The organism is Corallincola luteus (genome assembly GCF_004336975.1).
Taxonomy (GTDB): domain Bacteria; phylum Pseudomonadota; class Gammaproteobacteria; order Enterobacterales; family Neiellaceae; genus Corallincola; species Corallincola holothuriorum.
This window is the reverse complement of sequence record NZ_SJXE01000004.1, coordinates 203188-224530: the sequence shown is the minus strand read 5'-3', so window position 1 is coordinate 224530 and position 21343 is coordinate 203188. Positions and strand designations below refer to the sequence as shown.

Genomic DNA, 21343 nt, shown 5'->3' with positions numbered 1-21343 from the left:
TGCCGAATAGCTTATCGGCCCTTAAGTCAAACGGTGATGATTGTTATGACAAAGTCAGATCTGATTGAGCGACTTGCCACCACGCAGACGCACTTGTCTGCCAAAGAGGTTGAGTCGGCGATTAAAGAGATACTCGAACAGATGGCTGCAACCCTTGAAGAAGGTGAGCGGATCGAAATTCGTGGTTTTGGCAGTTTCTCACTGCACTACCGTGCTCCGCGGGTGGGGCGTAACCCTAAAACCGGAGATTCGGTAACACTGTCAGGAAAGTCTGTCCCACATTTTAAGCCGGGTAAAGAACTTCGTGACCGAGTGAATGACGCATTTGTAAGCGGCTGATAGTCAATGATAAAAAAACGGTATGCTTAGGTATGCCGTTTTTTTATGTCATAATACCGGGCGTGCGTTAGGTTTTGGAATTGCGCTTGGAGGCCCATTCGTGAAACTTGTCATCTACCTACTATTATGGGCACTTATATTTGTCCTCTGTGTCTTAATCGGCGCCAGGAACGGTCAATTAGTTGAGTTCAATTACCTCATTGCGATGGGTGAGTATCAATTAGCGACGCTGTTAGGTGTCTTCTTAGTGCTTGGGTTTTGTATCGGCGCATTTACGCTGTTTCTTTTTAATCTCCGCACTCGGATCAAGTTGCGCTTCGTTAGTAGTGAAAGAGATAAATTGAAGAAGAAACTGGAGAATTCGATTCACTCCAAAGGCGAACCGATCTAATGAGCGAGTTGCTTTTTCTTCTGCTGCCTATCGCAGTCGCTTACGGTTGGTATATGGGCCGACGAAGCGGAGACCAGGAGTTAAAGGACACTAGCTTAAAGCTGTCTGAAAAATATGTTGCCGGTCTAAATTACCTATTCTCAGATCAATCAGATAAAGCCGTTGACCTCTTTATTGACATGATTAAGGTGGATAGCGAAACCATTGATACACACCTGGCGTTAGCAAGCCTGTTTCGAAAGCGTGGTGAGGTCGACCGCGCTATTCGTCTTCATCAAAACCTTATTGCACGCCCCAGCTTACCCATAGAGCAACGCGATTTTGCGATGTTTGAACTTGGCCATGATTATTTGGTTGCGGGTCTTTTCGATCGAGCTGAAACGATTTTTATTGAGCTACTCGAGCATGAAGGCTACCAACTCAAGTCTGCTGAACAACTTCTGCATATCTATGAATATACCAAGGATTGGGAAAAGGCCGTTGCAGTGGTTGAATCATATAAGCTGCAACAAAAAGCAAAAATTGCCACATCATTGGCACATTACTATTGCGAGTTGGCGGAGCCCTTATTAGCGCGTGGGGACAATGATGGACTCAAGCTTATTAATCAAGCGCTTAAAGCTGATAATGCCTGTATTCGAGCTTACCTACTTAAAGCATCAGTACTTATTGAAAAGGGCGACCGTAAAGGGGCTCTGAAATGCTACCAAGAGATCCCTAATCAGGACGTTGATTTCTGCAGTGAAATCGTTGCTGCGGTGGAAGATCTATATCAAGGGCATAGAGACCCAAAAGCGTTTGAACATTTCCTTCGTGACCTGTTACAGCTTGGCGCTGGCGTATCCATTCTGATTAAGCTTGCGCAGCGGGTTGCTATAACCGATGGTGATGATGCGGCAGAAGCATTAGTTAGGCAAGAGTTGGTGCGTCATCCGACCATGAAAGGCTTTTGTCATCTGATGCACTATCATATCAACTCAGCCGAATCATCAAAGGCACGTTCAAGTCTGAAGTCGTTGCAAGAGCTGGTATCTACGCAGATCCGTATAAAACCAAAATATCGCTGTTGTAATTGTGGATTTTCCAGCGGGAGCTTGCTTTGGCAGTGCCCATCATGTAAAAGCTGGGGCCGTATTAAGCCTATCCGCGGTTTGGATGGCGAGTAACTCAAGTAGATAGGAGCCCCCATGCAAGATCCAAAAGTCATCGTCGCCCTTGATTATCCAACTCAAGACGCCGCACTTGCTTTTGTTGACCGAATTGATCCATCTCTATGCCGCTTGAAAGTAGGCAAAGAGATGTTCACCTTGTATGGGCCTGAATACGTAAAGGCGTTACAAAGTCGTGGCTTTGATGTGTTTCTTGATCTTAAGTTTCATGACATACCAAATACTGTTGCTCGTGCTGTTGCCGCTTCAGCAGAGTTAGGCGTGTGGATGGTGAATGTTCATGCCAGTGGTGGGCGGCAGATGATGGTTAAGGCCGCTGAAGCGTTAACCAGTTTCGGCAGTGAACGTCCTAAATTGATCGCTGTAACTGTATTGACCAGCATGAGCGCTGATGATCTCCGCGGCATTGGTATTCCGATTAGCCCAGCAGAGCACGTTATGAATCTCGCTCATTTAACCAAGGACGCAGGCTTAGATGGTGTGGTTTGTTCCGCGCAAGAAGCGACCTCTTTGAAAGCTGCATTGGGTCAGGGGTTTCAATTGGTGACGCCGGGGATACGTCCTGCAGGCGCGGATGCTGGTGATCAGCAAAGGATTATGACGCCTGAACAGGCCATTGTTGCTGGTTCCGATTACTTAGTCATTGGTCGACCGATCACCCAATCTGCGGATCCGCTTCTGACATTGCAACAAATCAATGCTTCATTGCCTAGTTAAATAGTAGTTCCTGCTCTATTGTTCGGCCATTGGCTATCGAGGCGAGCTAAAGCCAGTAAATTTAATCGGCAGCCAATAATGCTCTGATTATTTTTTCAGCCGAACAAGTATTTGAGTTACGAATGCCACCACCACACCGCTCAGCGCCCCCATGAGGTGCCCCTCGATTAAAACTCTGGCACCAATCAGTTCACTGGTGCCAGTATCACCACCGGTTACCTGCTCAAACACTATCTTAATCGTTAATCCAATCAACAAAGCGATATTTGAATAGAGGTGCTTGGGTAACTGGGTTAGTGCAGCCCACGCTAGCAGGCCATGTAAGCTGCCTGATAAGCCAACAAACCATTTAACTTCCGGGACCAGAAGATAAATGGCTAACCCACTGAGCACGGTAATAGATAGCCAAGCCACGAACCCACGAACACTGCTAACCGTTTTGCCAAAAAGCAGGGTAATCGCGACCAGTCCCGCAACATTCATCAATAGGTGATACCCATTGGTGTGGATCATGGCGCCTGAAATGAGGCGATACCAACCACCTCGCTCAACTGCTTGATGGTTAAAGGCTAGCAATTCCTTAAGCTCAGGGAAGATCAGCCATGTGAATTGGCTGACAAAACATAACCCTATAATTAGCGATATAGGCAAATGCCTTTTGGGCCAATGGCACACAGATCTGATTGGCGCTGGTATCATTTCTTAGTAACCACTTATGTCTCCTAATGAATAGGGTGGCCTGTAGTTGGATTACGAAAGCCAAGCAAAAAGGCTATTCTGCTAACAATGATCGCTGATGTCGAGTGAGCGATGACTGCAATGCGTGATCTAACATGGGTGAGGTCGACCTTGCTCACCGGTGCATTGCGCGTTTAAGTTTAAGACGTAAGTACGCCAGATACACGCTGTGTCGACGCTTGCAGCATACGAAGCTAAGTTTGAAGGCTAGGCTGCTTAATAACTATACTTTTCGAGTCGTTATTTCTATGAGCGAATTATTTTGTTACTTCGTAGTCATATAGTTAATCCATGGCGCAATGATCAAGAGTTTCAGATAGATGTTAGTGCTGCTGGAAAGCTGAATTAAGCAAAACGAGCTATGGTAGAAGAGCCATTGGCGCGCTATCTTAACGTGCATAAGCCGGTGTCTTGGGTGGTGCGGATGTTACTTAGGATGCATGGCGAGATAGCTCAAACTGTATAGATAGTTGTAGCCGTGTTTGCGGTAGCAGGCGCATTTGCAGGTTTGGTAATAATTTTAATTATTCATATTGACCTTGGTTGGCTTCGTTTATGCCATCAGGTTTAATCCCATCAATAACAAGAGATGCCAGAGGTATAATTAGATGTTAAAGAGAACTGCATTTATGGGCGTGTTGCTTTTCTGTGCTGCGCCGACGTTTGCGGCGGAAGAGCTTGCGCAAGATATGTTGGCTGAAGGGATTAGTAAGTTAATGTATATGAATGACAGCTGTGGCGTCACAATAGAAAAAGAAAAAGTGCAGGAGATCTCCAAGCTTTATCTTTATGCCAACGGCTTTTCAGGTGATATTCAGGTTGACTGGGAGCAGGTTAAAGCGACAGCAGCTGCAGAGTTTGAGGTGTTGAAGAAAGAAAACCCCATTGGTGAATTGTGTGACAAGTACGCAGAGCAATTTGAGAGTGTTTTGCCGCTGCTTAAGAAACATGACGCCACTGAATTAGATATTGAATAAGTGAGCGTTCCTAGCTGGGGAAAAGCGCCGTTGGGCGCTTTTCCTTGTTACTAGGCTTCGTAAGAGAGCGGATCCTTCAACGCATTTTTTTCAAATGCTTCGAGTCGTTCGACACATGCACCGCATTTGCCACAGGCTCTTTCTCTGCCGTTATAACATGTCCACGTTTTACTATAATCCAGCCCCATTTTCAGGCCATCGGTGAGGATATCTATTTTACTATCGTTTAGATAAGGGCTGCATATTTCGACAATTTCATAGTTGGCAATTTTTGCCACCTCATTCATCTTCAGCACGAATTCTGGCCGACAGTCGGGGTATATAGCATGATCGCCGGAGTGGGCGCCATAAAAGACCTTGCCCGCTTTTAATGATACGGCATAACCAACAGCAAGTGACAGCAGGATCATATTGCGGTTGGGTACCACCGTTGACTTCATGCTTTCTTCTTCGTAATGGCCTTCGGCAACTGCAATGTCATCGGTCAGTGAAGATCCGCCAATCAGGCTATTGATGGCACTGATATCAACTACTTTATGGTGAATAGATAACTCTTTACAGACGCTGGCTGCGACCTCGAGCTCTTTGACATGGCGTTGGCCGTAGTCAAAGCTCAAGGCATAGACATCATAGCCTTGCTTAATCGCTTTATTCAGCACGGTATAAGAGTCCATGCCACCTGAGTATATTACGACGACTTTTTCGTTCATGATGGTTGTTTAATGCTCGCGCTTAACGTATAAATCGCCGGCATTTTACGCGATCTATCTCACATACAACAGGTATTCAATGAAGCAAATCGCCTATCCAGTCAATGAAGTGTTTGAAACCATTCAAGGCGAAGGGGGGTATACCGGCGTTCCGGCAATCTTTGTGCGCTTGCAGGGCTGTCCCGTCGGCTGCTCATGGTGTGACACTAAGCATACCTGGCCGTTAGATGATGACGCCAAAATTGATGTTGTTGATCTGTTAGCAGAGCAGGGTGAAACTGAGTGTTGGAGTGAAATGACCAGTAAGCAGTTGCTGAAGTTGTTTGCTGAACAGGGGTATACCGCTAAGCATGTTGTTATTACTGGCGGAGAGCCTTGTGTATACAACCTAAGTGACTTAACTTCCACACTTTTCTCGCATGGCTATGATTGCCAAATAGAGACCTCAGGGACTTTTGAAGTTTTGGCAGATGACAAAACCTGGGTAACGGTCTCGCCTAAAGTGGCGATGAAAGGTGGATATGATGTTTTAGCATCCGCACTACTCAGGGCGAACGAGATTAAACACCCTGTGGCGAAGCAATCACATATTGATGAACTTGATGCATTGTTGGCGCCCATATCAGCGTCGGGTCAACTGTCAGGAAAAACAATCTGCCTACAGCCGATAAGCCAAAAACCTCGCGCCACTGAACTTGCCGTGAAAACATGTATCGCTAGAAATTGGCGCTTGTCGATACAGACCCATAAGTATTTAGGTATTGAGTAGTTCCGCCTGATCAGACGGTCAGTTATATCGGCTTGATATTGCGCATACCAGAAACCTTGCTATTAGCTAAACTCAGCATAGGTATCTTTTGTTTGGCTAACTTATGGCAGACGTTATTCTCGAAATCCACTTTCATAGTCGCGGCCCATGGCATCAGCAGCTTGAAGATGCATGTCGCGGTTTGGCCGAGGAAATAGCGCAAGCGCCTGGTTTGAAGTGGAAGATTTGGACCGAAAATCGCGATACACGACTTGCCGGTGGGATCTACCTTTTCGCAAATGAGGCTGATGCAGAAGATTTCCTGCTAACTCACAGGAAGCGATTAGAGGCGTTGGGAGTGACAGAGTTCGAGTCTCATCTGTATGAAGTGAACGAGCAGCTTTCATTGATCACTCGGGCTCCTTTATAAGCCGTTTATTGTTGGTGACCTCACTCTCCTATCATCGAAACAAATGTTACTAACTATTTCAATTCCTATCGCTTTATTGAACGGCGCAGCTCCGTCCGTTAGTGTGTTTGGCTCATAATCAAAATAATTCCATATTCCAGGGAGACCATTATGCGCTGCTTTGCTGCATTGGTATCGTTTTGTCTGTTAGCACAAAGTCATTTGTTATTCGCTGCGCCTCTTGAAACGTTGCAATTGGAGGATGTGTTTGCCCTAGAATATGCCTCCGATCCGCAACTCAGTCGTAGTGGTGAACAAGTTATTTTTGTTCGCAACTTTATGGATATTGAAAAGGACAGGAAACGCAGTAATTTGTGGGTGGCGAATATCGCTAGTGGTGAACTCAGGCCGTTAACGACAGGGTTGTTCAATGATCGGTCCCCGAGACTATCACCAGACGGCAAACGTCTAGCATTTATCTCTAACCGTGGCGGCTCTACTCAGCTTTATATGCGCTGGCAAGACACCGGACAGATCGCTGTGCTAAGCCAGTTACCTGAAGGTCCGACTAATCTTACTTGGTCGCCGGACGGTGCTTCGTTACTATTCACTGCGTTTGTTCCGCGCCAAGAAAAACCGTTAGTGGCATTGCCTGGCAAGCCTAGGACTGCTGATTGGGCGCCACCAGCCAAAGTGGTCTCCTCGACGTTTTACCGATTTGATGGGGCAGGGTACCTACCGGCTGGTAACCAACAAATCTTCATGATGTCGGCCGACGGCGGCTCGGCGATCCAATTAACTCAGGCACAGTACGATCATGATGGTCCACTAACATTTTCCCCGGATGTTAAAACCATCTATTTCTCTGCCGTTCCAGATGCTGAAAAGGCACCATTAAACAGTGAATTGTTTGCACTGTCTTTGAACAATGGCAAGGTGAAGCCTTTAACCGACCGGGTAGGTCCAGATGCGCATCCAGCGTTGTCTCCTGACGGTAAGTACATTGCTTATATCGGCTTCGATGACAGGAAAGTGATCTATCAGAATCGCCAACTTTACCTGTTGAATTTAGCGACAGGGAATTCGCGCGTTTTAACTGCAGATCTGGATAGAAGTGTGGCGGCACCTGTGTGGTCTGACAATGGCAAGCATCTCTATTTTCAATATGATGACCAAGGCAACACCTACATAGGCCGTACAGATCTCAACGGTCGCTTTAAGCAGGTGGTCAGCGATGTCGGAGGGCTTTCTTTAGGCCGACCTTATGCTGGTGGCCAGTTCACTGTAAAAGGTCGGCAAATCGCGTTTACGACGACAGACGGGCTTTCCCCTGCCGAAATTGCTGTTGTGAACTACCGTGGTGGTAAAGCCAAAAGGATTACCCATTTAAACAAGACACTATTATCCCGCAAGCAGTTAGCGACGATTGAAGAGATCCGCTACCCGTCGTCCGCTGATGGCTTGGAGATACAAGGTTGGATCGCATACCCACCAAGCTTCGATGCCACAAAGAAATATCCTTTGATGCTAGAGATTCATGGTGGACCGGTGGCGAATTATGGCGCCCGCTTTGCTGCGGAGATCCAGCTGTTTGCCGCGGCTGGTTACGTGGTTTTGTATGTTAACCCGCGTGGTAGCGACAGTTACGGTGAAGTCTTTGCGAATTATATCCATCATAATTATCCATCTGAGGATTACGATGATCTGATCTCTGGTGTTGATGCCGTTATTGCCAAAGGTTTTGTTGACCCTGAGCAACTCTATGTGACCGGCGGTAGTGGTGGTGGAACGCTGACTGCGTGGATCGTTGGTCATACCGATCGCTTCAAAGCCGCTGTAGTAGCTAAGCCTGTGATCAACTGGTATAGCTTTAGTTTAACGGCAGACGCCTATCCATTTTTTACCCAATACTGGTTTGATTCGTTACCTTGGGACGATATGGAGGCTTATATGAAACGTTCGCCGATCAGTTATGTTGGAAACGTTAAAACACCCACCATGCTGTTGACCGGGGAATCTGATTACCGCACGCCAATTTCTGAAACAGAGCAATACTATCAAGCGTTAAAGCTTGCTGGGGTCGATACCGCAATGGTTAGGATCCCTGGTGCAGGTCATGGGATTGCAGCGCGGCCATCAAATCTCATGAGTAAAGTTGCTCATATCTTGTGGTGGTTTGAACAATATGGTGGGCCTAGCAGCAAACGACTGTCAGATCCGTCGGACGAGGGCTAAACGTTGGATGCCAGTGTGCTAAGAAAGCTAACAGAGATGTCGATGCCATTCGGTAAGTATGCGGGTAGGCCATTGATCGACATACCCGAGCCTTACATGGTTTGGTTGGCAAAGCAGGGCTTTCCGAAAGGAGAGCTAGGCGAATTACTTGCTTTAGTATATGAAGTAAAGCTGGAAGGTTTAGAGGGATTTGTAAAGCGCGCGGTTAAAGACGCGGCACAGTCATAGTGTTTGCAAGCATATAAGCGTGTTGGGGGGAGTTATTTCCCCCGCTGTGAGGATTCCTTTTTAGCTCAAAAATCGGTATTGTGGGCTGCTCTGTTCAGTAGGCTTGCCAGAGTGGCACTTTGACTTGCCATAAAGCCTGTTCAGTTTGGTTTGAACCCCCTTGTGCTAAACCGCGACTTATGGTTTGGCCTGTAATCAGAGGATAGCGAAAGCAGCATGATGAACGTAGGTTTAGTAGGCTGGCGCGGCATGGTTGGCTCTGTGTTGATGCAGCGTATGCAAGAAGAGAACGATTTTTCATTGGTCGATACCACTTTCTTCACCACATCTCAGGCGGGACAGCCCGGCCCGGATATTGGTAAACCGGTGACACCGTTGAAAGATGCTTACGACATTGATGCGCTTAAAGCGATGGATGTGATTATTACCTGTCAGGGTGGTGATTATACCAAGGCTGTGTTTGAACCATTACGTGAAGCTGGCTGGCAAGGTTATTGGATTGATGCGGCATCAAGCCTACGTATGGACGATGACGCCATTATTGTTCTTGATCCGGTCAATGCTGACGTTATTTCACAAGGCCTTGACGCTGGGGTGAAAACCTTCGTCGGTGGGAACTGTACCGTCTCCTTGCTATTGATGGCGATTGGCGGTTTGGTTGAAAAAGGCCTAGTAGACTGGGTTAGCCCAATGACATATCAAGCGGCGTCGGGTGCCGGTGCACGCAATATGCGTGAATTGATCAGTCAAATGGGCGATTTGCGTGATGAAGTGAAAGCAGAGCTGGATGACCCGGCATCGGCCATTTTGGATATTGACCGTAAAGTTGCAGATAGAATGCGTAACGGTGAATTCCCTACCGATCAATTTGGTGTGCCGCTAGCTGGATCTCTGATCCCTTGGATTGATACGCCAATGCCTAGCGGTCAGAGCCGCGAAGAGTGGAAGGCTGAAGTTGAAGCTAATAAGATCATAGGCCGTAGTGAGTCGCCCGTACCTATCGATGGCCTTTGTGTTCGTATTGGCGCGATGCGTTGTCATAGTCAGGCGCTGACTATTAAGCTAAATAAAGACCTACCTGTCAGTGAAATTGAATCAATACTCGCTTCTCACAATGACTGGGTCAAGGTGATCCCTAACGATCGTGAAATCACGGTTGAAGAGCTGACACCGACCAAGGTGACTGGCACGTTGAGTGTTCCGATTGGGCGTATTAGAAAGCTCTCTATGGGGCCTGAATACATATCAGCCTTTACAGTCGGTGATCAGCTGTTATGGGGCGCTGCAGAACCGTTACGTCGCATGTTACGTATTTTGCTCGACAAGTAAGCGTCTGTTCGTTAACAGATTGCCAATAGGCTGCCTAATTGGTGGCCTTTTTTATGATTATCGATAAAGGAAAAACTGCAAGAGCGGTGTTGCGTCAACTGATAGCTTGGGAAGCTAGATTGAGTTTCTATTAGGGACTTTGAAAAATAAAGTGAGTGCCTGCCACAAGGCAAGAGAAGCAGGCTATAAGCTGATGTCTATAACACCAAATGATCACTTTTCTTTGTGTGAACAAGCTCTTCTATCAACGCAAGTACGCCGGCAGATAATACTAGGGCGGCAGTAACGATAGAAAGTGTAGGTGAGCCAGTAAGCCAGCTGAAGAACAACCAAAGCAGGGTTGCACACGCCAGTGACTTAACAAAACTTTTAACGCCTTTCGTCATTTTCATACTCTGTGTTCTCGCTAACAAGTGACTATATTTTGGGTAATCTTTGCACTCTTGTAAAACGGAAAACCCTTTCGATTGTTTAGCTTGGGAGGATACGCACATTCTAATAAAGAGTTGTGATCTGGATTAAACGTGATGTTAAGTGTATAAAAAACAGACATATAAATTGTTTGTCATTTATTTAGCTGTGGTGGGATTTTAGCTGACTGCAAATGCAAAAAAGCCACACGAGAGTGTGGCTTCTCATGATTTGCTTTACGTCATAGTTTGAATCGGTCGACCAGTTGATCTTGCTCTTTTGCTAAGCGTTCAAGTTCAGCGCTACCTTTGGCGATCGCTTCAATTCCTTCGTAGTTCTCATCAGAGATATCAGAGATATGATTTATGTTGCGGGTGATCTCGTCGGCAGTGCATTGCTGCTCCTCTGCTGCTGCAGCAATTTGACTACTCATATCGCTTATCTGCGCGATAATTCCTTGTATCTCTTCCATTGAGCTATTGGCATCAGAGGCTTGCATGACACTGGCTTCCATCTCATTAAAGCACTCAGAAACAACCTCAACGGCTTGTTTGGCACTGGACTGCAGGCTCTCAATCATACTTTGAATCTCAGTGATCGATTCCCCCGTTTTTTGTGCAAGGTTTCTTACTTCGTCGGCGACGACCGCAAAGCCTCTGCCTTGCTCTCCAGCCCGTGCCGCTTCGATAGCAGCATTCAAGGCGAGTAAGTTGGTCTGGTCCGCTATTCCTCGAATAACCACCAAGATCCCACCGATATTATTGCTGTAGCCGTCAACCTGGCCAATTACTTCATTAGACTGCTTAAGCTTTTCGGAGAGTTGATGGGTCGTGGTGATGTTATGACTCATCACTTCGCGTCCGGTGTTGGCAGCTGACTCAACTTCAAGGACTTTTTCTAGCGTAATATTAGCGGAGTAGGTGACCTCTTTTACCGAAGCGGACATCTCTGTCATCGCTGTCGCCACACTCGCCGTTTCATGTCGCTGGCGGTCCAGCTCATCCCGCGAATGCGTGCTGGTTTGTTGATTTGAAACTGCGACCTGAGATAGGTGATGGGAAGCGGTGGTTAGCTGGCCCAGAATATCGCGCATTTGTTGATTGAGCTTGTTCACCCAACTGCCTAATTGGCCAAATTCGTTCTCGCCTTTCACTGTCACAGTGTGGGTCATGTCGCCATCGACAATGGCAGACAGTACATCGAGGATATTCTTTAGCGGGCGGCGGATACCAATTGCTGTGCTCCAACCAATTACCGCGGCGATAAGGATAGATAACAGACCGAGGATGGCAACAAGGCTTAGTCCCTTATTTAGCGCAGAGCTGGCATCATCGGAAGCGGTGTTTACAAAGGTGGTAGCAGCAGAGGTTACCTGATCGAACACCGACACCGCATCGGCAATCGATTGTGCTGCTGCGCTGGCTTTGTTAAATACATCGTCGGTAAGGAAAATGAGTTGTCGATGATTAGCCAAGGCCCCATCTGGCGCAGTCAGTGCTTTATCAAGACGGTCAAGCATAAAACCTACATCGTTTCGTAGATCTGGAATCTCATCTTCAAGATCAACTAATTTAGACTCGTAATTTCCCCGGCGTTTTTCATTCTGGGAGATCGTATTGTCGATATCGCTCAGTTGATCTGAACTTAGCGCTTTTACGGTTGGGCCTTCTAGGCCATTTAACGCGACATAGTATTCGTCAGCTAAGTTGCGAATATAGTCATCTTGCAATTTTTGCACTTTATCAGCGATAAACTTCTTCAACTGCGGCAACATAATATAAAAATCAGCCACTTGGCTGCTTACATCTTTTTTACTGGCCTGAATCGAACGATAGCTTGCCATCGCCGCCTTTGCTTCGCCAAAGAACGACTCATCAAGACTACCAAGTTGCTCTAGCAGGTTATTAATGTCGTTTTGATTTTTAGTTAACGAGGTTAACCCGGCTAGTTGTTCTTTGAACTGAGTTTCGCTGGTGGAAAAGGCGAGTTCGGCAGCGTCCATCGCCGCCGAATCTTTTGAAGTGATAAAGTCTTTAAAGTGGCGATTAGCTGTAAGCAGTGCGATGCTCGCCTTATTTGCTTCTTCAACCAGAGGTACTGCTTCATTGGTCACTTTGAGCAGTTGCGAGTTTAACCCGGTCATCCCTAACAGCGATACACCACTGATTATTAACATCAGCACTACTAAAATGGCGAAGCCAAGGCTTACCCTCAGTACGACAGAGATGTTTTGAAACATGGCCAGAAGATTGCCTTTGGGACGTTTATTATTGCTCATTGATTCAGCCTTAAACATATTCTCTCAATTAGTTAAATGCGCAACCGTCTAGCCAGTCAATTGCACGTTGATGATTTGTGATGCTCAACACAGCGGTATCCGGCATTGGCGCACGGAGCGGGAGGGCCATCACTAACATCCTATCGTCTCTAAATACATGCATCGTTATTTGGTCACCACGTTGACACTGTTTCGTGTGTCGCTGAAATCTCTCATTAAAATTTTCTGCACTAACGCGCACGCCATCAAAAGCGACTAGCAAGTCGCCTGGAGACATTCCAGCATCTTCTGCTGCACTTCCATTATGGACTGAAACTATTTTTACGCCTGCAATATCACTACTAATGGTTGCGCCAAATTGCCAAAAGAGGGAGTGCTCTGTGGTTTGCTTGCCTCCTTTATCTTGTATCGACGCAGTTACTCTTAGCTTGAGCCCTATGCCTACTTCTGTTAACAATTCTTCGAGAGGGATCTCATCAGTGTTGTATAGGTACTTATCGAAAAACGGCTCGTAGTCCAGCCCGGTAAGGCGCTCGATAATATCGATTACGGTATGGTTACGTGTTGGTTGCCCTGTCCGGCCAAACTCTTGCCATAAGGTCTGCATAACGAGGTCGAGGGAGCATTGGTGTTGCGTATTTCGCCTTAATGACAGATCTAATGCTAAGGCAATTAAGCTCCCTTTGGTGTAATAACTGACAATCGCATTGGCTGCGTTAGCGTCTTGCAGGTAAAAACGGGTCCAAGCATCGAAGCTTGATTCTGCGACGGTTTGGCGTTTTCTGCCTAACCCTCGTTGTACTCTGGTGATTGTTTCGGCAAGCATCTCCAAATAGTCATCATGACCGATTAATCCGCACCTAACCAGGCTTAGCTCGTCGTAGTAGGAGGTGACCCCCTCATACAGCCAAAGTTGCTCTGTATGTGTCTCTCGCGTGAGCTGATAAGGCATAAAGGTATCTGGCTTGATCCTTTTGACATTCCAGCTGTGAAAATACTCATGGCTGCAAAGAGCCAAAAATGTGCGATAAGCTTTATCTTTCTTGTCGCTACCTGTTTCGGGTAGGTCATAGCGGCTACAGAGCAGGGCTGTTGAGTTGCGATGCTCTAGGCCTCCATATCCTTTACCGACGGCATTGATCAAAAACAGGTAACGTTCCATTGGTGCTGGCTTACCAAAGAAATTTATATGGTGGTGACATATCTCTCTTAGGTCTCGGCAAAGCCTTTCTAAACAAGCATTATGCTGACCAGCTATAACAATGTCGTGTTGCACGCCGAACACGCTGAACGTGGCAAGTGAAAAGTCGCCAAGCTCGACAGGGTGGTCGATCAGTTCGTCATAATTTTCTGCGCTATAAAGGCCAAAACCGTAGCGTTCTGCGCCAGCTTCCTGCAAAGAGGTCGCTACACGCCAGTGCGCCCACTGTGGATCCGTGGGAGGCTCCAAGTTTAGCTGAACAGGCTCATCCTCCCGTCCTTCGATGGCAAGAAATACGCTCGTGCCATTAAAAAAACCACGTAATTGATCCAGGAAGGCGGCACGCACTGAGCTATCAAACGCAAATACTCGGTACCTGATCTCTATTGGTTCACCATTAAGAGGTGTAACTTGCCAGCTATGTTTGTCGAGCTTGCTAATTGGTAAAACACACCCTTTTTGGTCAGCCGTAATTTCGACAACGTGGCGGGCAAAATCCCTAATCATGTAACTGCCGGGGATCCAATTCGGCAGCCAAAGGCGATGAGGATCACCAGTGTTAGGGGTGAATTTTATGGCCACATCAAAAAGGTGGGCGTGAGGATCGGACGGGCAGAGCGTGTATTCGATCATTTGTATGAAAATTGAACCGGAAAAGTTAAGGTTAGTAAGCCACTGCAAATTGTCGCACGCTAGTACTCGATAAACCGTGAGGAATGCGCTAAAAAAAGAGCTTACTTATCTACATTGGAAGTTAGTCATGGCCGAAGAAACTATCTTTAGTAAAATAATACGCCAAGAGATCCCTACAGAGTTGCTTTATCAAGATGAATTGGTGACAGCTTTTAGAGATATATCCCCTAAGGCGCCTCAACATATTCTGATTATCCCAAATAAACTTATCCCGACAATCAACGATGTCACAGAACAAGATGAACTCGCTTTGGGACGCTTATTCACTGTGGCTGCAAAATTAGCGAAAGCGCAGGGGATCGCCGATGATGGCTATCGATTAATAGTCAACTGCAATCACCATGGTGGTCAGGAGGTTTATCACATTCATATGCACCTGCTAGGTGGCAAATCATTGGGGGCAATGCTACCAAGCTAATCGTCTCTATACCTTTCGGAATATAGACCTATTTTCTTTATAGTCGTGATGCTAGCGCTGTTAGGATTAAAGTGAATTTAAGTAAATTGGAACAAAGTTATATCGGCGTATGCAAGAAGGTATCATGGGTAGCATTGGTGATCCTTTTTAGCATCAATGTTGCCATCGCGGGTGGTTTCAACGACAAATTGAAAGCAGCTTTGGAAGACGTTAAAGGCAAGGTTGATGAGTACCTCGCGTTAGATGAGCCTTTACCTGCGCCAAGCTCGCTACCAGACTTTGCGTCCGCTTGGCATGCAGAATATGTGTTGGAGCCCGCTTTTAATAGCCATATTCTAAAAATTGAAGCGGGTCAGGCTAATGACCAAACTATCATTCTAGTGCATGGCTTAGGTTCATTGGCCAGTCAGGACTGGTTAGCTCAGATACCTGCGTTAGCTAAACACTATCACGTTATTGCGATTGACCTGCCGGGCTTTGGATTCTCTCGAATACAAAAAGGAAAAATGTCACCCAGCCTCTATGCGAAGACTCTGCATTGGGTGAACGAGACTTATGCTCATGGCGCGAGCGTCGTCATTGGTCATTCGATGGGAGGAGCTATTGCGTTGCGCTATGCCTCTGACTTTCCTGTTGATGTAAAACAACTCGTGATTATTAATGCGGCAGGAATCCTTGAGCGTACGGCCTTTATCAAGAGTTTGGCCACATTACCTCTCGACAACACCTTATTATCTGATGAGTTGCGAAGGGTGATCGGTGATGTCCAGAATGTGAGTGACGCCTGGCTAGAGTCTATTGCCGGAGGGCCAGATCCAACAGCCCCTCTTAATGCATCAGATACCGCTTGGTCTTTGCTGTTGTCGGATACGCCAAATATTAATGCTGCGTTGGCATTAGTGAACGATGATTTTAGTGACGTGGTTCGGAAAATAGCCGTACCGACAACCATAATATGGGGGCGTCAGGATGGTGTGGCTCCATTGCGAACGGGGGAAGTGCTAGAGTACTTAATACCTGCCAGCCGACTATACGTGTTGAATGACGCTCAGCATGTACCGATGAAATCTCATGCTCAAGTAATAAATGAACTGATTCTCAAAGAGCTGTCCTATCCACCTGAAACTGAACTAAGCGCTGAGCCAGTCGATTTAGCCAACAGTGATGTTGACTTATTGTGCAAGGGTAAGTCGGGTGTTAGTTATCGTGGTGTCTATCGACATATTACTTTTGATAATTGTTCCAATATCCGTTTAGAGAGCATTAAGGCGCAATCGTTAACTTTGAAGCAGTCTAAAGTTAAAGCAAAAAATTTGATCATTATGTCAAATGGAACCGGGGTTACGATTACTCAGTCAGTTCTTGAAATAACGAATGGCCAAATTACCGCCCCCATTGGGTTTCAAGTTAGCGATAGCCGGGTAGATGTGGCGGGTGTCTCTGTGGTTGGCACCAGCAACGCCATTTCAGTTGAAGAACCCTCTTTGTTGATTATGTCTTTAAGTCGAGTAACTTCGCCGACATACAAAGGTAACGCACACGGTCACTTTTCGATGGAAAAGAAAACGATTAGTGAGTTGCTGCTTATCCAGAAATAAGTTTCTTCACAGTTGTTAGCGTCCGGCTAAAACCGAATTGTAAAGTGCAGTTCGCGCTGCATAGTATGTGAATTCTGGTGCTACTAAGCCGGGTTGCTCTAGCACTTGAAGCAATATCTTTTGATTTTGCCTGTTCTCGTTTGCAAAGCTGCGTGCGTGCTTGCAGTTTGGTAACCTCCATAATCCTTTAGCTCCAACGGCTTCTTCATAAAGCTGTTCAGTGAACTCTATGGGTATGAGAGTGTCGGTTTCACAATGAGTAAAGAGAAGCGGCACATTGGGCAGCTGAGATAGACGCCCTTCGGGCGCATAATGATCATCAAAAATTAAGGCAGGGATCCAAGATACGAGTTCACCTAACGGGTAGCGACTGGCAATGTGGCTCGCTGTGTCTGAATAGCGATAGAAACTTGAATCGACGATCATCAGGTCAATATCCAAACGTGAGCCAGGCTCAGATAGACCGCTGATCAGTATTACACCTCCTAGGGACGTCCCCCAAACGATCTTCTTGTAGTCATCATGGGGCCGAGACAGTTCACTAAAGATCTTTAGCATCGATCTGGCATCCAAATAAGTTACTTTGGGATCAGCTGCTCCCTCACTACGCCCATAGCCGGAGTAATCGAAAACCAAAACGTCATATCCTTCGTCTAGTAGCCATTCAACCTTGTCGAAAGTCTCTGATATGTTGCCTCGGTTGCCATGAAAGTGCATGACTAAGCCGAGAGGGGATCTTACTGATGTTTTGTGAAGTTGTGCGTCAAGCTTGTTGCCTGACTGACTAGTGACTTGAATATTTTGATAAGGAAAATGGTATTGTGACTCAGCTCTCGTTGACTCAGCTTTTGGGGCGTAAAAAGCCCAGTTGCTACTGCATGCCGTTAAGAAGCATACTGAGAACATAACTAGTAATTTGCTGATCATCTTTTTTTCCAACCTTTAGCTTCATGACGCTTCTTACGCGGGCTGTATGGAAATAGATCAACTACTTAATTTAATCCAAGTATAGTAGTTGGTATCGCTGTAACCACTCTAAGTCATCAGCCGACATGGGTTGGGCTAAGCAGATCTGTCAAAAAAAGTATTACTACGTGTTGTTTATAAAGGTGTTTTAAGTTGTGAAGATCGCTATTTACCCACTTCTCTTAATCTCGATGTTTTTATTCTCAGTCAGCTTTTGCAAAGCAAAAACGCAGCTTCTATTGAATGCCGGTGGTGGGCCGCAGCCCGGTGGGAGTCAAACAAATTATACGGCCGGTGCAGACTTGATCTTTTGGCAATATGAACGTAGCAGCCGTCAGACTTTATTCTTAGGTACGGGCATCACTTATTTGGGTACGGATGAGGATGTTAATGAAGAGATATATGCCATCTCTGTTTTCCCGCAGTTAAATTTATACACTGATAAATGGGGTGAAAATCAGCCATACTTTTTTGTTCGCGCGCTCGGTCCGACCTATCTCTCTAGCAGAAAGCTTGGTGAGAGGGAGCAGGGGAAGCGTTTTGCATTTCAAGCGCAGGTAGGCGCGGGGGTGTACTTTGGTGCGAATGAATCTTGGCTAGTAAGCGTGTCGTACAAACACTTCTCTAACGCTAATTTATTTAGTCCAAATGATGGGCTCGACGTGCCTATTTTATTGTCTCTGGGGCGACGTTGGTAATTTCTATCTGGAGAGGACTTCGCGTTATCGCTGCGAGCCCTAGGTGAAAGTCTCGACCATGTTTACTATGGTAGAGCTGTATGTTTGGCCCTAACGTCAGCTTGCTTCCTTCAGGTTTTGTAGCTAAGTAGTCTAATGCCAAAGAGTCGCTTAACCCGCGCCCTGTGGCTTTCGCATGTGCCTCCTTAAGCACCCATAAATGATAAAACCGTTCCTCTTGTTGTGCGGTTGAGTACGGCTTTCTAATCCATATGCACTCGTTTTCGGAAAAATAGTGCTCAGAGATCCCTAAGAAGTTCCGTGTATGCTTGCGGTGTTCATAATCTACGCCAACAGGCACAGAGGCTTCAGCGACAACAACGTAGTCTTTTGTGTGGGAAATGCTAAATTCAGGAGCGTTGCGGCAAGAACTGTATGGCTTCCCGTTGTGATTGACCCAAATATCAATGTCAGCAGTTTGGCAATTGAGAGCTTGCGACAGAATGTGTTTTACTAGCAGTCGCCCTGTAGCATATTGTTGGCGCCTAAGTTCACTGGAAATAGACGCTAACATAGCTTGCTCTGCATAGCTCAATTGCTGGTAGTGATTGCCAGAGGCAGGTAGTAATCTGCTTATTGCACATTTGACCGTAACTGGCTGCGGGGCTTTGATAGCCACTTTATTAGTGTCTACTCTGGCCAGCGCTGAAAAATAAGAGACGTATTAATTCCGCCAAAAGCAAAATTATTCGTCATGATTAGGTCCGTGTCGATACATCTTCCATTGCCTGTCACATAGTCAAGTTCACCACAACGTTCGTCAACTCTGTCTAAGTTAATGGTGGGAGCGAACCAGCCTGTGCGCATCATCTCTATTGACATCCATGCTTCCAGTGCACCGCACGCGCCAAGCGTATGACCTATGTAGCTCTTTAACGAACTTATCGCTATCGGTCTCCCAAATGTGGATGCGGTAGCTTGTGATTCTGCGATGTCACCTCGTTCGGTTGCAGTGCCATGGGCACACACATAACCTACGTCGTCTCGACTAACGCCGGCATCACTAAGTGCAAGTTCCATTGCCACTTGCATTGTCTCGGCCGTTGGCTGGGTGACATGCATCGCGTCACAGTTAGTACCGAATCCAATCAGCTCAGCGTAAATCGTAGCGCCTCGTTGCTGGGCATGCTCCAACTCCTCCAAAATGAGGGTTCCAGCGCCTTCACCAATGACTAAGCCGTCTCTTTCTTGGTCAAAAGGGCGAGGGCTACGGGTTGGTGTGTCGTTCAGTAGACTGGTTGCGTAAAGAGTGTCGAATACTACCGCCTCAGTAGGACATAACTCTTCTGCACCACCTGCAACCATAACGGTTTGGTAGCCGTGCTTAATTGCTTCATAAGCGTACCCTATGCCTTGGCTACCTGATGTGCAGGCACTGCTCGTTGTATGAACTCTTCCTTTTAATTCAAAAAAGAGGCTCAGGTTGACAGCCGTGGTGTGCGCCATCATTTTGATATAGGACGTTGCGTTAATACCGGAGCAATCCCCATCGTTAAGCATTTTGCCAAACGCAGCAAATGGCTCGGTACTTCCCACCGACGAGCCATAAGATATTCCAGTGGCGCCATTCGTTAAAACCGGGTGATCAATTAGATCTGCATCTGCTAGTGCAGCTTGCGTTGCAACGGTTGCTAACCTAGAAACTCGCCCCATGCTTCGCACTTTTTTTCTAGGGAAAGAAGTCGGAACTTGAAAGCCTTTAACCGGCGCTCCTAAGCGGGTGTTGAGACCGGAAAATTTATCCCATTCGCGAATATATTCGACAAAGTTTTGTTTTTCTTTGAGGCTCGCTAAGGTGGAAACCCAGTCGGTACCCATTGGCGAGATGCCAGCCATGCCGGTGACAACCACGCGTTTTAATTGGCTCATTAAGCCAACCCCCCATTCACGGAAATTACTTGTCTGGTGATATAGGCCGCGCTATCAGACATTAAAAAGGCGACAGTCGCTGCTACTTCGTCAGGTTGCCCCATACGTTTTGCTGGTATCATTGCCATCGCTTGCTCTACAACCTCTTCGTCAACCATGCCCGTCTCAATAAGCCCCGGAGCGACACAGTTCACGGTTATCTTCCTGCTAGCTAATTCTAAGGCAAGTGATTTTGTTGCCCCTATTATTCCGGCTTTCGATGCGCTGTAATTAACCTGCCCACGATTACCCACAACGCCGGACACTGATGATAATGTGATAATGCGGCCGCCACTTTTTGCGCGCACCATAGGCATTATGCATGGGTGTAAGACATTATAAAATCCATCTAAATTGGTGTGAATAACACGGTCCCACATCTCGCCATCCATCGCTGGAAATGCAGCATCGTCTAGCACACCTGCATTACATACGACGCCATAATATGCGCCGTAATCATTGATTTGCTGTTCGAGTTTGTCGGAGATATTCTCTCTATCGGTAAGCATGAACTGAATAAGCTCGCCGCTACCACCAGCTTGATGGATATCATCCAGAGTCAGCTGCGCACCATTACGGTCACTGCCATAATGAACAACAATATGGAAGCCATCGTTGGCTAGTTTCTTCGCAATGGCTTGCCCGATACCTTTACTGGCACCTGTTACTAGAACTCTTCTACTCACTTGGTTCTCCAATTACGTCTGCTATCTTGCTATGGTCGGGCTGGTAGGTGTTAATTGTGGCGGTGACGATAACATCCTCATTGTCGATGATTTCACATGCGAATGAAGCCATGCCATCTTCTAAGTAGAGTTGCTCTACTTTCACTATGTACTGGTCACCAGAAAAAAAAGTGCTTCTCGTGCTGCGATAACGACGAGTACCTAATAAAAACCCTATTTCAACCGTTTTTTGTTGCTGGCGTGCAAAATATCCTGCATGCGCGGCAATTGTTTGTGCCATCCACTCAATTCCCGTCGCAGCAGAGCATTCACCATTGGGATCCAGGAGAATGCAGTCAGGTTTAATATCCACCCTGGCGATAGCTGATTTTTGGGTAATAGAGAGGAGTTCGTCGATTAAAATCATTGGGTATGAATGGGGAACAATCTCTTCAATAGGGTATTTTTTTACGTCCAT

At 46.5% G+C, this 21343-nt stretch carries 23 protein-coding genes; 13 read left to right on the top strand and 10 right to left on the bottom strand.

The window, feature by feature from the left end:
* Positions 1-45 precede the first annotated feature (45 nt).
* The 4 genes from ihfB (at position 46) to pyrF (ending at position 2616) form a co-directional block, all read left to right on the top strand.
* Positions 46-339, top strand: coding sequence for an integration host factor subunit beta (gene ihfB, locus EZV61_RS10585; RefSeq protein ID WP_114336721.1), 294 nt, complete (start codon positions 46-48; stop codon positions 337-339).
* Between the two features lie 100 nt (positions 340-439).
* Positions 440-730 carry a lipopolysaccharide assembly protein LapA domain-containing protein gene (locus tag EZV61_RS10580; protein WP_205695371.1) on the top strand — a complete coding sequence of 97 codons (291 nt, stop codon included), beginning with the start codon at positions 440-442 and terminating at the stop codon, positions 728-730.
* A complete protein-coding gene (lapB, locus tag EZV61_RS10575) occupies positions 730-1896 on the top strand; it encodes a lipopolysaccharide assembly protein LapB (protein WP_130565532.1) in 1167 nt (388 codons plus the stop codon). Before EZV61_RS10580 ends, lapB begins: the two co-directional genes overlap by 1 nt.
* Positions 1897-1917: 21 nt before the next feature.
* On the top strand, positions 1918-2616 hold the full coding sequence (gene pyrF, locus EZV61_RS10570) for an orotidine-5'-phosphate decarboxylase (protein ID WP_130565533.1): 699 nt from the start codon (positions 1918-1920) through the stop codon (positions 2614-2616).
* A gap of 87 nt (positions 2617-2703) precedes the next feature.
* Here pyrF and rrtA read toward each other — a convergent pair whose 3' ends face one another.
* Positions 2704-3315 (bottom strand): rhombosortase, encoded by a 612-nt coding sequence (rrtA, locus tag EZV61_RS10565; protein ID WP_131415527.1) that lies wholly within the window; start codon positions 3313-3315, stop codon positions 2704-2706.
* Between the two features lie 647 nt (positions 3316-3962).
* Here rrtA and EZV61_RS10560 point away from each other — a divergent pair.
* On the top strand, positions 3963-4331 hold the full coding sequence (locus EZV61_RS10560; RefSeq protein ID WP_131415525.1) for a hypothetical protein: 369 nt from the start codon (positions 3963-3965) through the stop codon (positions 4329-4331).
* 50 nt (positions 4332-4381) lie between these two features.
* Here EZV61_RS10560 and queC read toward each other — a convergent pair whose 3' ends face one another.
* Positions 4382-5041 (bottom strand): 7-cyano-7-deazaguanine synthase QueC, encoded by a 660-nt coding sequence (queC, locus tag EZV61_RS10555; protein ID WP_131415523.1) that lies wholly within the window; start codon positions 5039-5041, stop codon positions 4382-4384.
* A 79-nt stretch (positions 5042-5120) separates the two neighbouring features.
* On the opposite strand from queC, the gene queE reads away from it, so the two are divergent.
* From queE to asd, 5 genes are all read left to right on the top strand, one after another.
* Positions 5121-5810 carry a 7-carboxy-7-deazaguanine synthase QueE gene (queE, locus tag EZV61_RS10550; protein WP_170308608.1) on the top strand — a complete coding sequence of 230 codons (690 nt, stop codon included), beginning with the start codon at positions 5121-5123 and terminating at the stop codon, positions 5808-5810.
* 103 nt (positions 5811-5913) lie between these two features.
* Positions 5914-6219: a monooxygenase gene (locus EZV61_RS10545; protein ID WP_131415521.1), complete on the top strand. Its 306-nt coding sequence runs from the start codon at positions 5914-5916 to the stop codon at positions 6217-6219.
* Between the two features lie 150 nt (positions 6220-6369).
* The gene (locus EZV61_RS10540) at positions 6370-8433 is read left to right on the top strand and encodes a S9 family peptidase (protein ID WP_131415519.1); all 2064 of its coding nucleotides are present in this window, start codon (positions 6370-6372) and stop codon (positions 8431-8433) included.
* Between the two features lie 15 nt (positions 8434-8448).
* Positions 8449-8661, top strand: a complete 213-nt coding sequence (locus EZV61_RS10535) for a DUF3820 family protein (protein WP_267896986.1) — start codon at positions 8449-8451, stop codon at positions 8659-8661.
* 216 nt (positions 8662-8877) lie between these two features.
* Positions 8878-9990 carry an aspartate-semialdehyde dehydrogenase gene (asd, locus tag EZV61_RS10530; RefSeq protein ID WP_114336712.1) on the top strand — a complete coding sequence of 371 codons (1113 nt, stop codon included), beginning with the start codon at positions 8878-8880 and terminating at the stop codon, positions 9988-9990.
* A gap of 197 nt (positions 9991-10187) precedes the next feature.
* Here the strand turns inward: asd and EZV61_RS10525 are convergent, their stop codons facing one another.
* The 3 genes from EZV61_RS10525 to EZV61_RS10515 form a co-directional block, all read right to left on the bottom strand.
* Positions 10188-10382 carry a hypothetical protein gene (locus tag EZV61_RS10525; protein ID WP_130565540.1) on the bottom strand — a complete coding sequence of 65 codons (195 nt, stop codon included), beginning with the start codon at positions 10380-10382 and terminating at the stop codon, positions 10188-10190.
* A 260-nt stretch (positions 10383-10642) separates the two neighbouring features.
* Positions 10643-12679 (bottom strand): HAMP domain-containing methyl-accepting chemotaxis protein, encoded by a 2037-nt coding sequence (locus EZV61_RS10520; protein WP_165419222.1) that lies wholly within the window; start codon positions 12677-12679, stop codon positions 10643-10645.
* Positions 12680-12707: 28 nt separating this feature from the next.
* On the bottom strand, positions 12708-14513 hold the full coding sequence (locus tag EZV61_RS10515; RefSeq protein ID WP_205695370.1) for a M61 family metallopeptidase: 1806 nt from the start codon (positions 14511-14513) through the stop codon (positions 12708-12710).
* 127 nt (positions 14514-14640) lie between these two features.
* Here EZV61_RS10515 and hinT point away from each other — a divergent pair, with 127 nt between their 5' ends.
* Together hinT and EZV61_RS10505 are read left to right on the top strand one after the other, a co-directional pair.
* The gene (gene hinT / locus EZV61_RS10510) at positions 14641-14991 is read left to right on the top strand and encodes a purine nucleoside phosphoramidase (protein WP_114336708.1); all 351 of its coding nucleotides are present in this window, start codon (positions 14641-14643) and stop codon (positions 14989-14991) included.
* A 71-nt stretch (positions 14992-15062) separates the two neighbouring features.
* Positions 15063-16589, top strand: coding sequence for an alpha/beta fold hydrolase (locus tag EZV61_RS10505; RefSeq protein ID WP_165569580.1), 1527 nt, complete (start codon positions 15063-15065; stop codon positions 16587-16589).
* A gap of 15 nt (positions 16590-16604) precedes the next feature.
* Here EZV61_RS10505 and EZV61_RS10500 read toward each other — a convergent pair whose 3' ends face one another.
* A complete protein-coding gene (locus tag EZV61_RS10500; protein WP_131415515.1) occupies positions 16605-17516 on the bottom strand; it encodes an alpha/beta hydrolase in 912 nt (303 codons plus the stop codon).
* Positions 17517-17710: 194 nt separating this feature from the next.
* Here EZV61_RS10500 and EZV61_RS10495 point away from each other — a divergent pair, with 194 nt between their 5' ends.
* Positions 17711-18253, top strand: a complete 543-nt coding sequence (locus EZV61_RS10495) for an acyloxyacyl hydrolase (RefSeq protein WP_131415513.1) — start codon at positions 17711-17713, stop codon at positions 18251-18253.
* Here the strand turns inward: EZV61_RS10495 and EZV61_RS19705 are convergent.
* The 4 genes from EZV61_RS19705 to EZV61_RS10475 all read right to left on the bottom strand — a co-directional run bounded on the left by EZV61_RS19705 (position 18222) and on the right by EZV61_RS10475 (position 21343).
* A complete protein-coding gene (locus tag EZV61_RS19705; RefSeq protein WP_205695369.1) occupies positions 18222-18806 on the bottom strand; it encodes a 4'-phosphopantetheinyl transferase family protein in 585 nt (194 codons plus the stop codon). The two genes, EZV61_RS10495 and EZV61_RS19705, sit on opposite strands and share 32 nt — an antisense overlap.
* A gap of 116 nt (positions 18807-18922) precedes the next feature.
* Positions 18923-20161: a beta-ketoacyl-ACP synthase gene (locus EZV61_RS10485; RefSeq protein WP_131415509.1), complete on the bottom strand. Its 1239-nt coding sequence runs from the start codon at positions 20159-20161 to the stop codon at positions 18923-18925.
* On the bottom strand, positions 20161-20886 hold the full coding sequence (gene fabG, locus EZV61_RS10480) for a 3-oxoacyl-ACP reductase FabG (RefSeq protein WP_114336702.1): 726 nt from the start codon (positions 20884-20886) through the stop codon (positions 20161-20163). The genes EZV61_RS10485 and fabG overlap by 1 nt, the downstream gene beginning before the upstream one ends.
* Positions 20879-21343, bottom strand: coding sequence for a hotdog family protein (locus tag EZV61_RS10475; RefSeq protein WP_131415507.1), 465 nt, complete (start codon positions 21341-21343; stop codon positions 20879-20881). Before EZV61_RS10475 ends, fabG begins: the two co-directional genes overlap by 8 nt.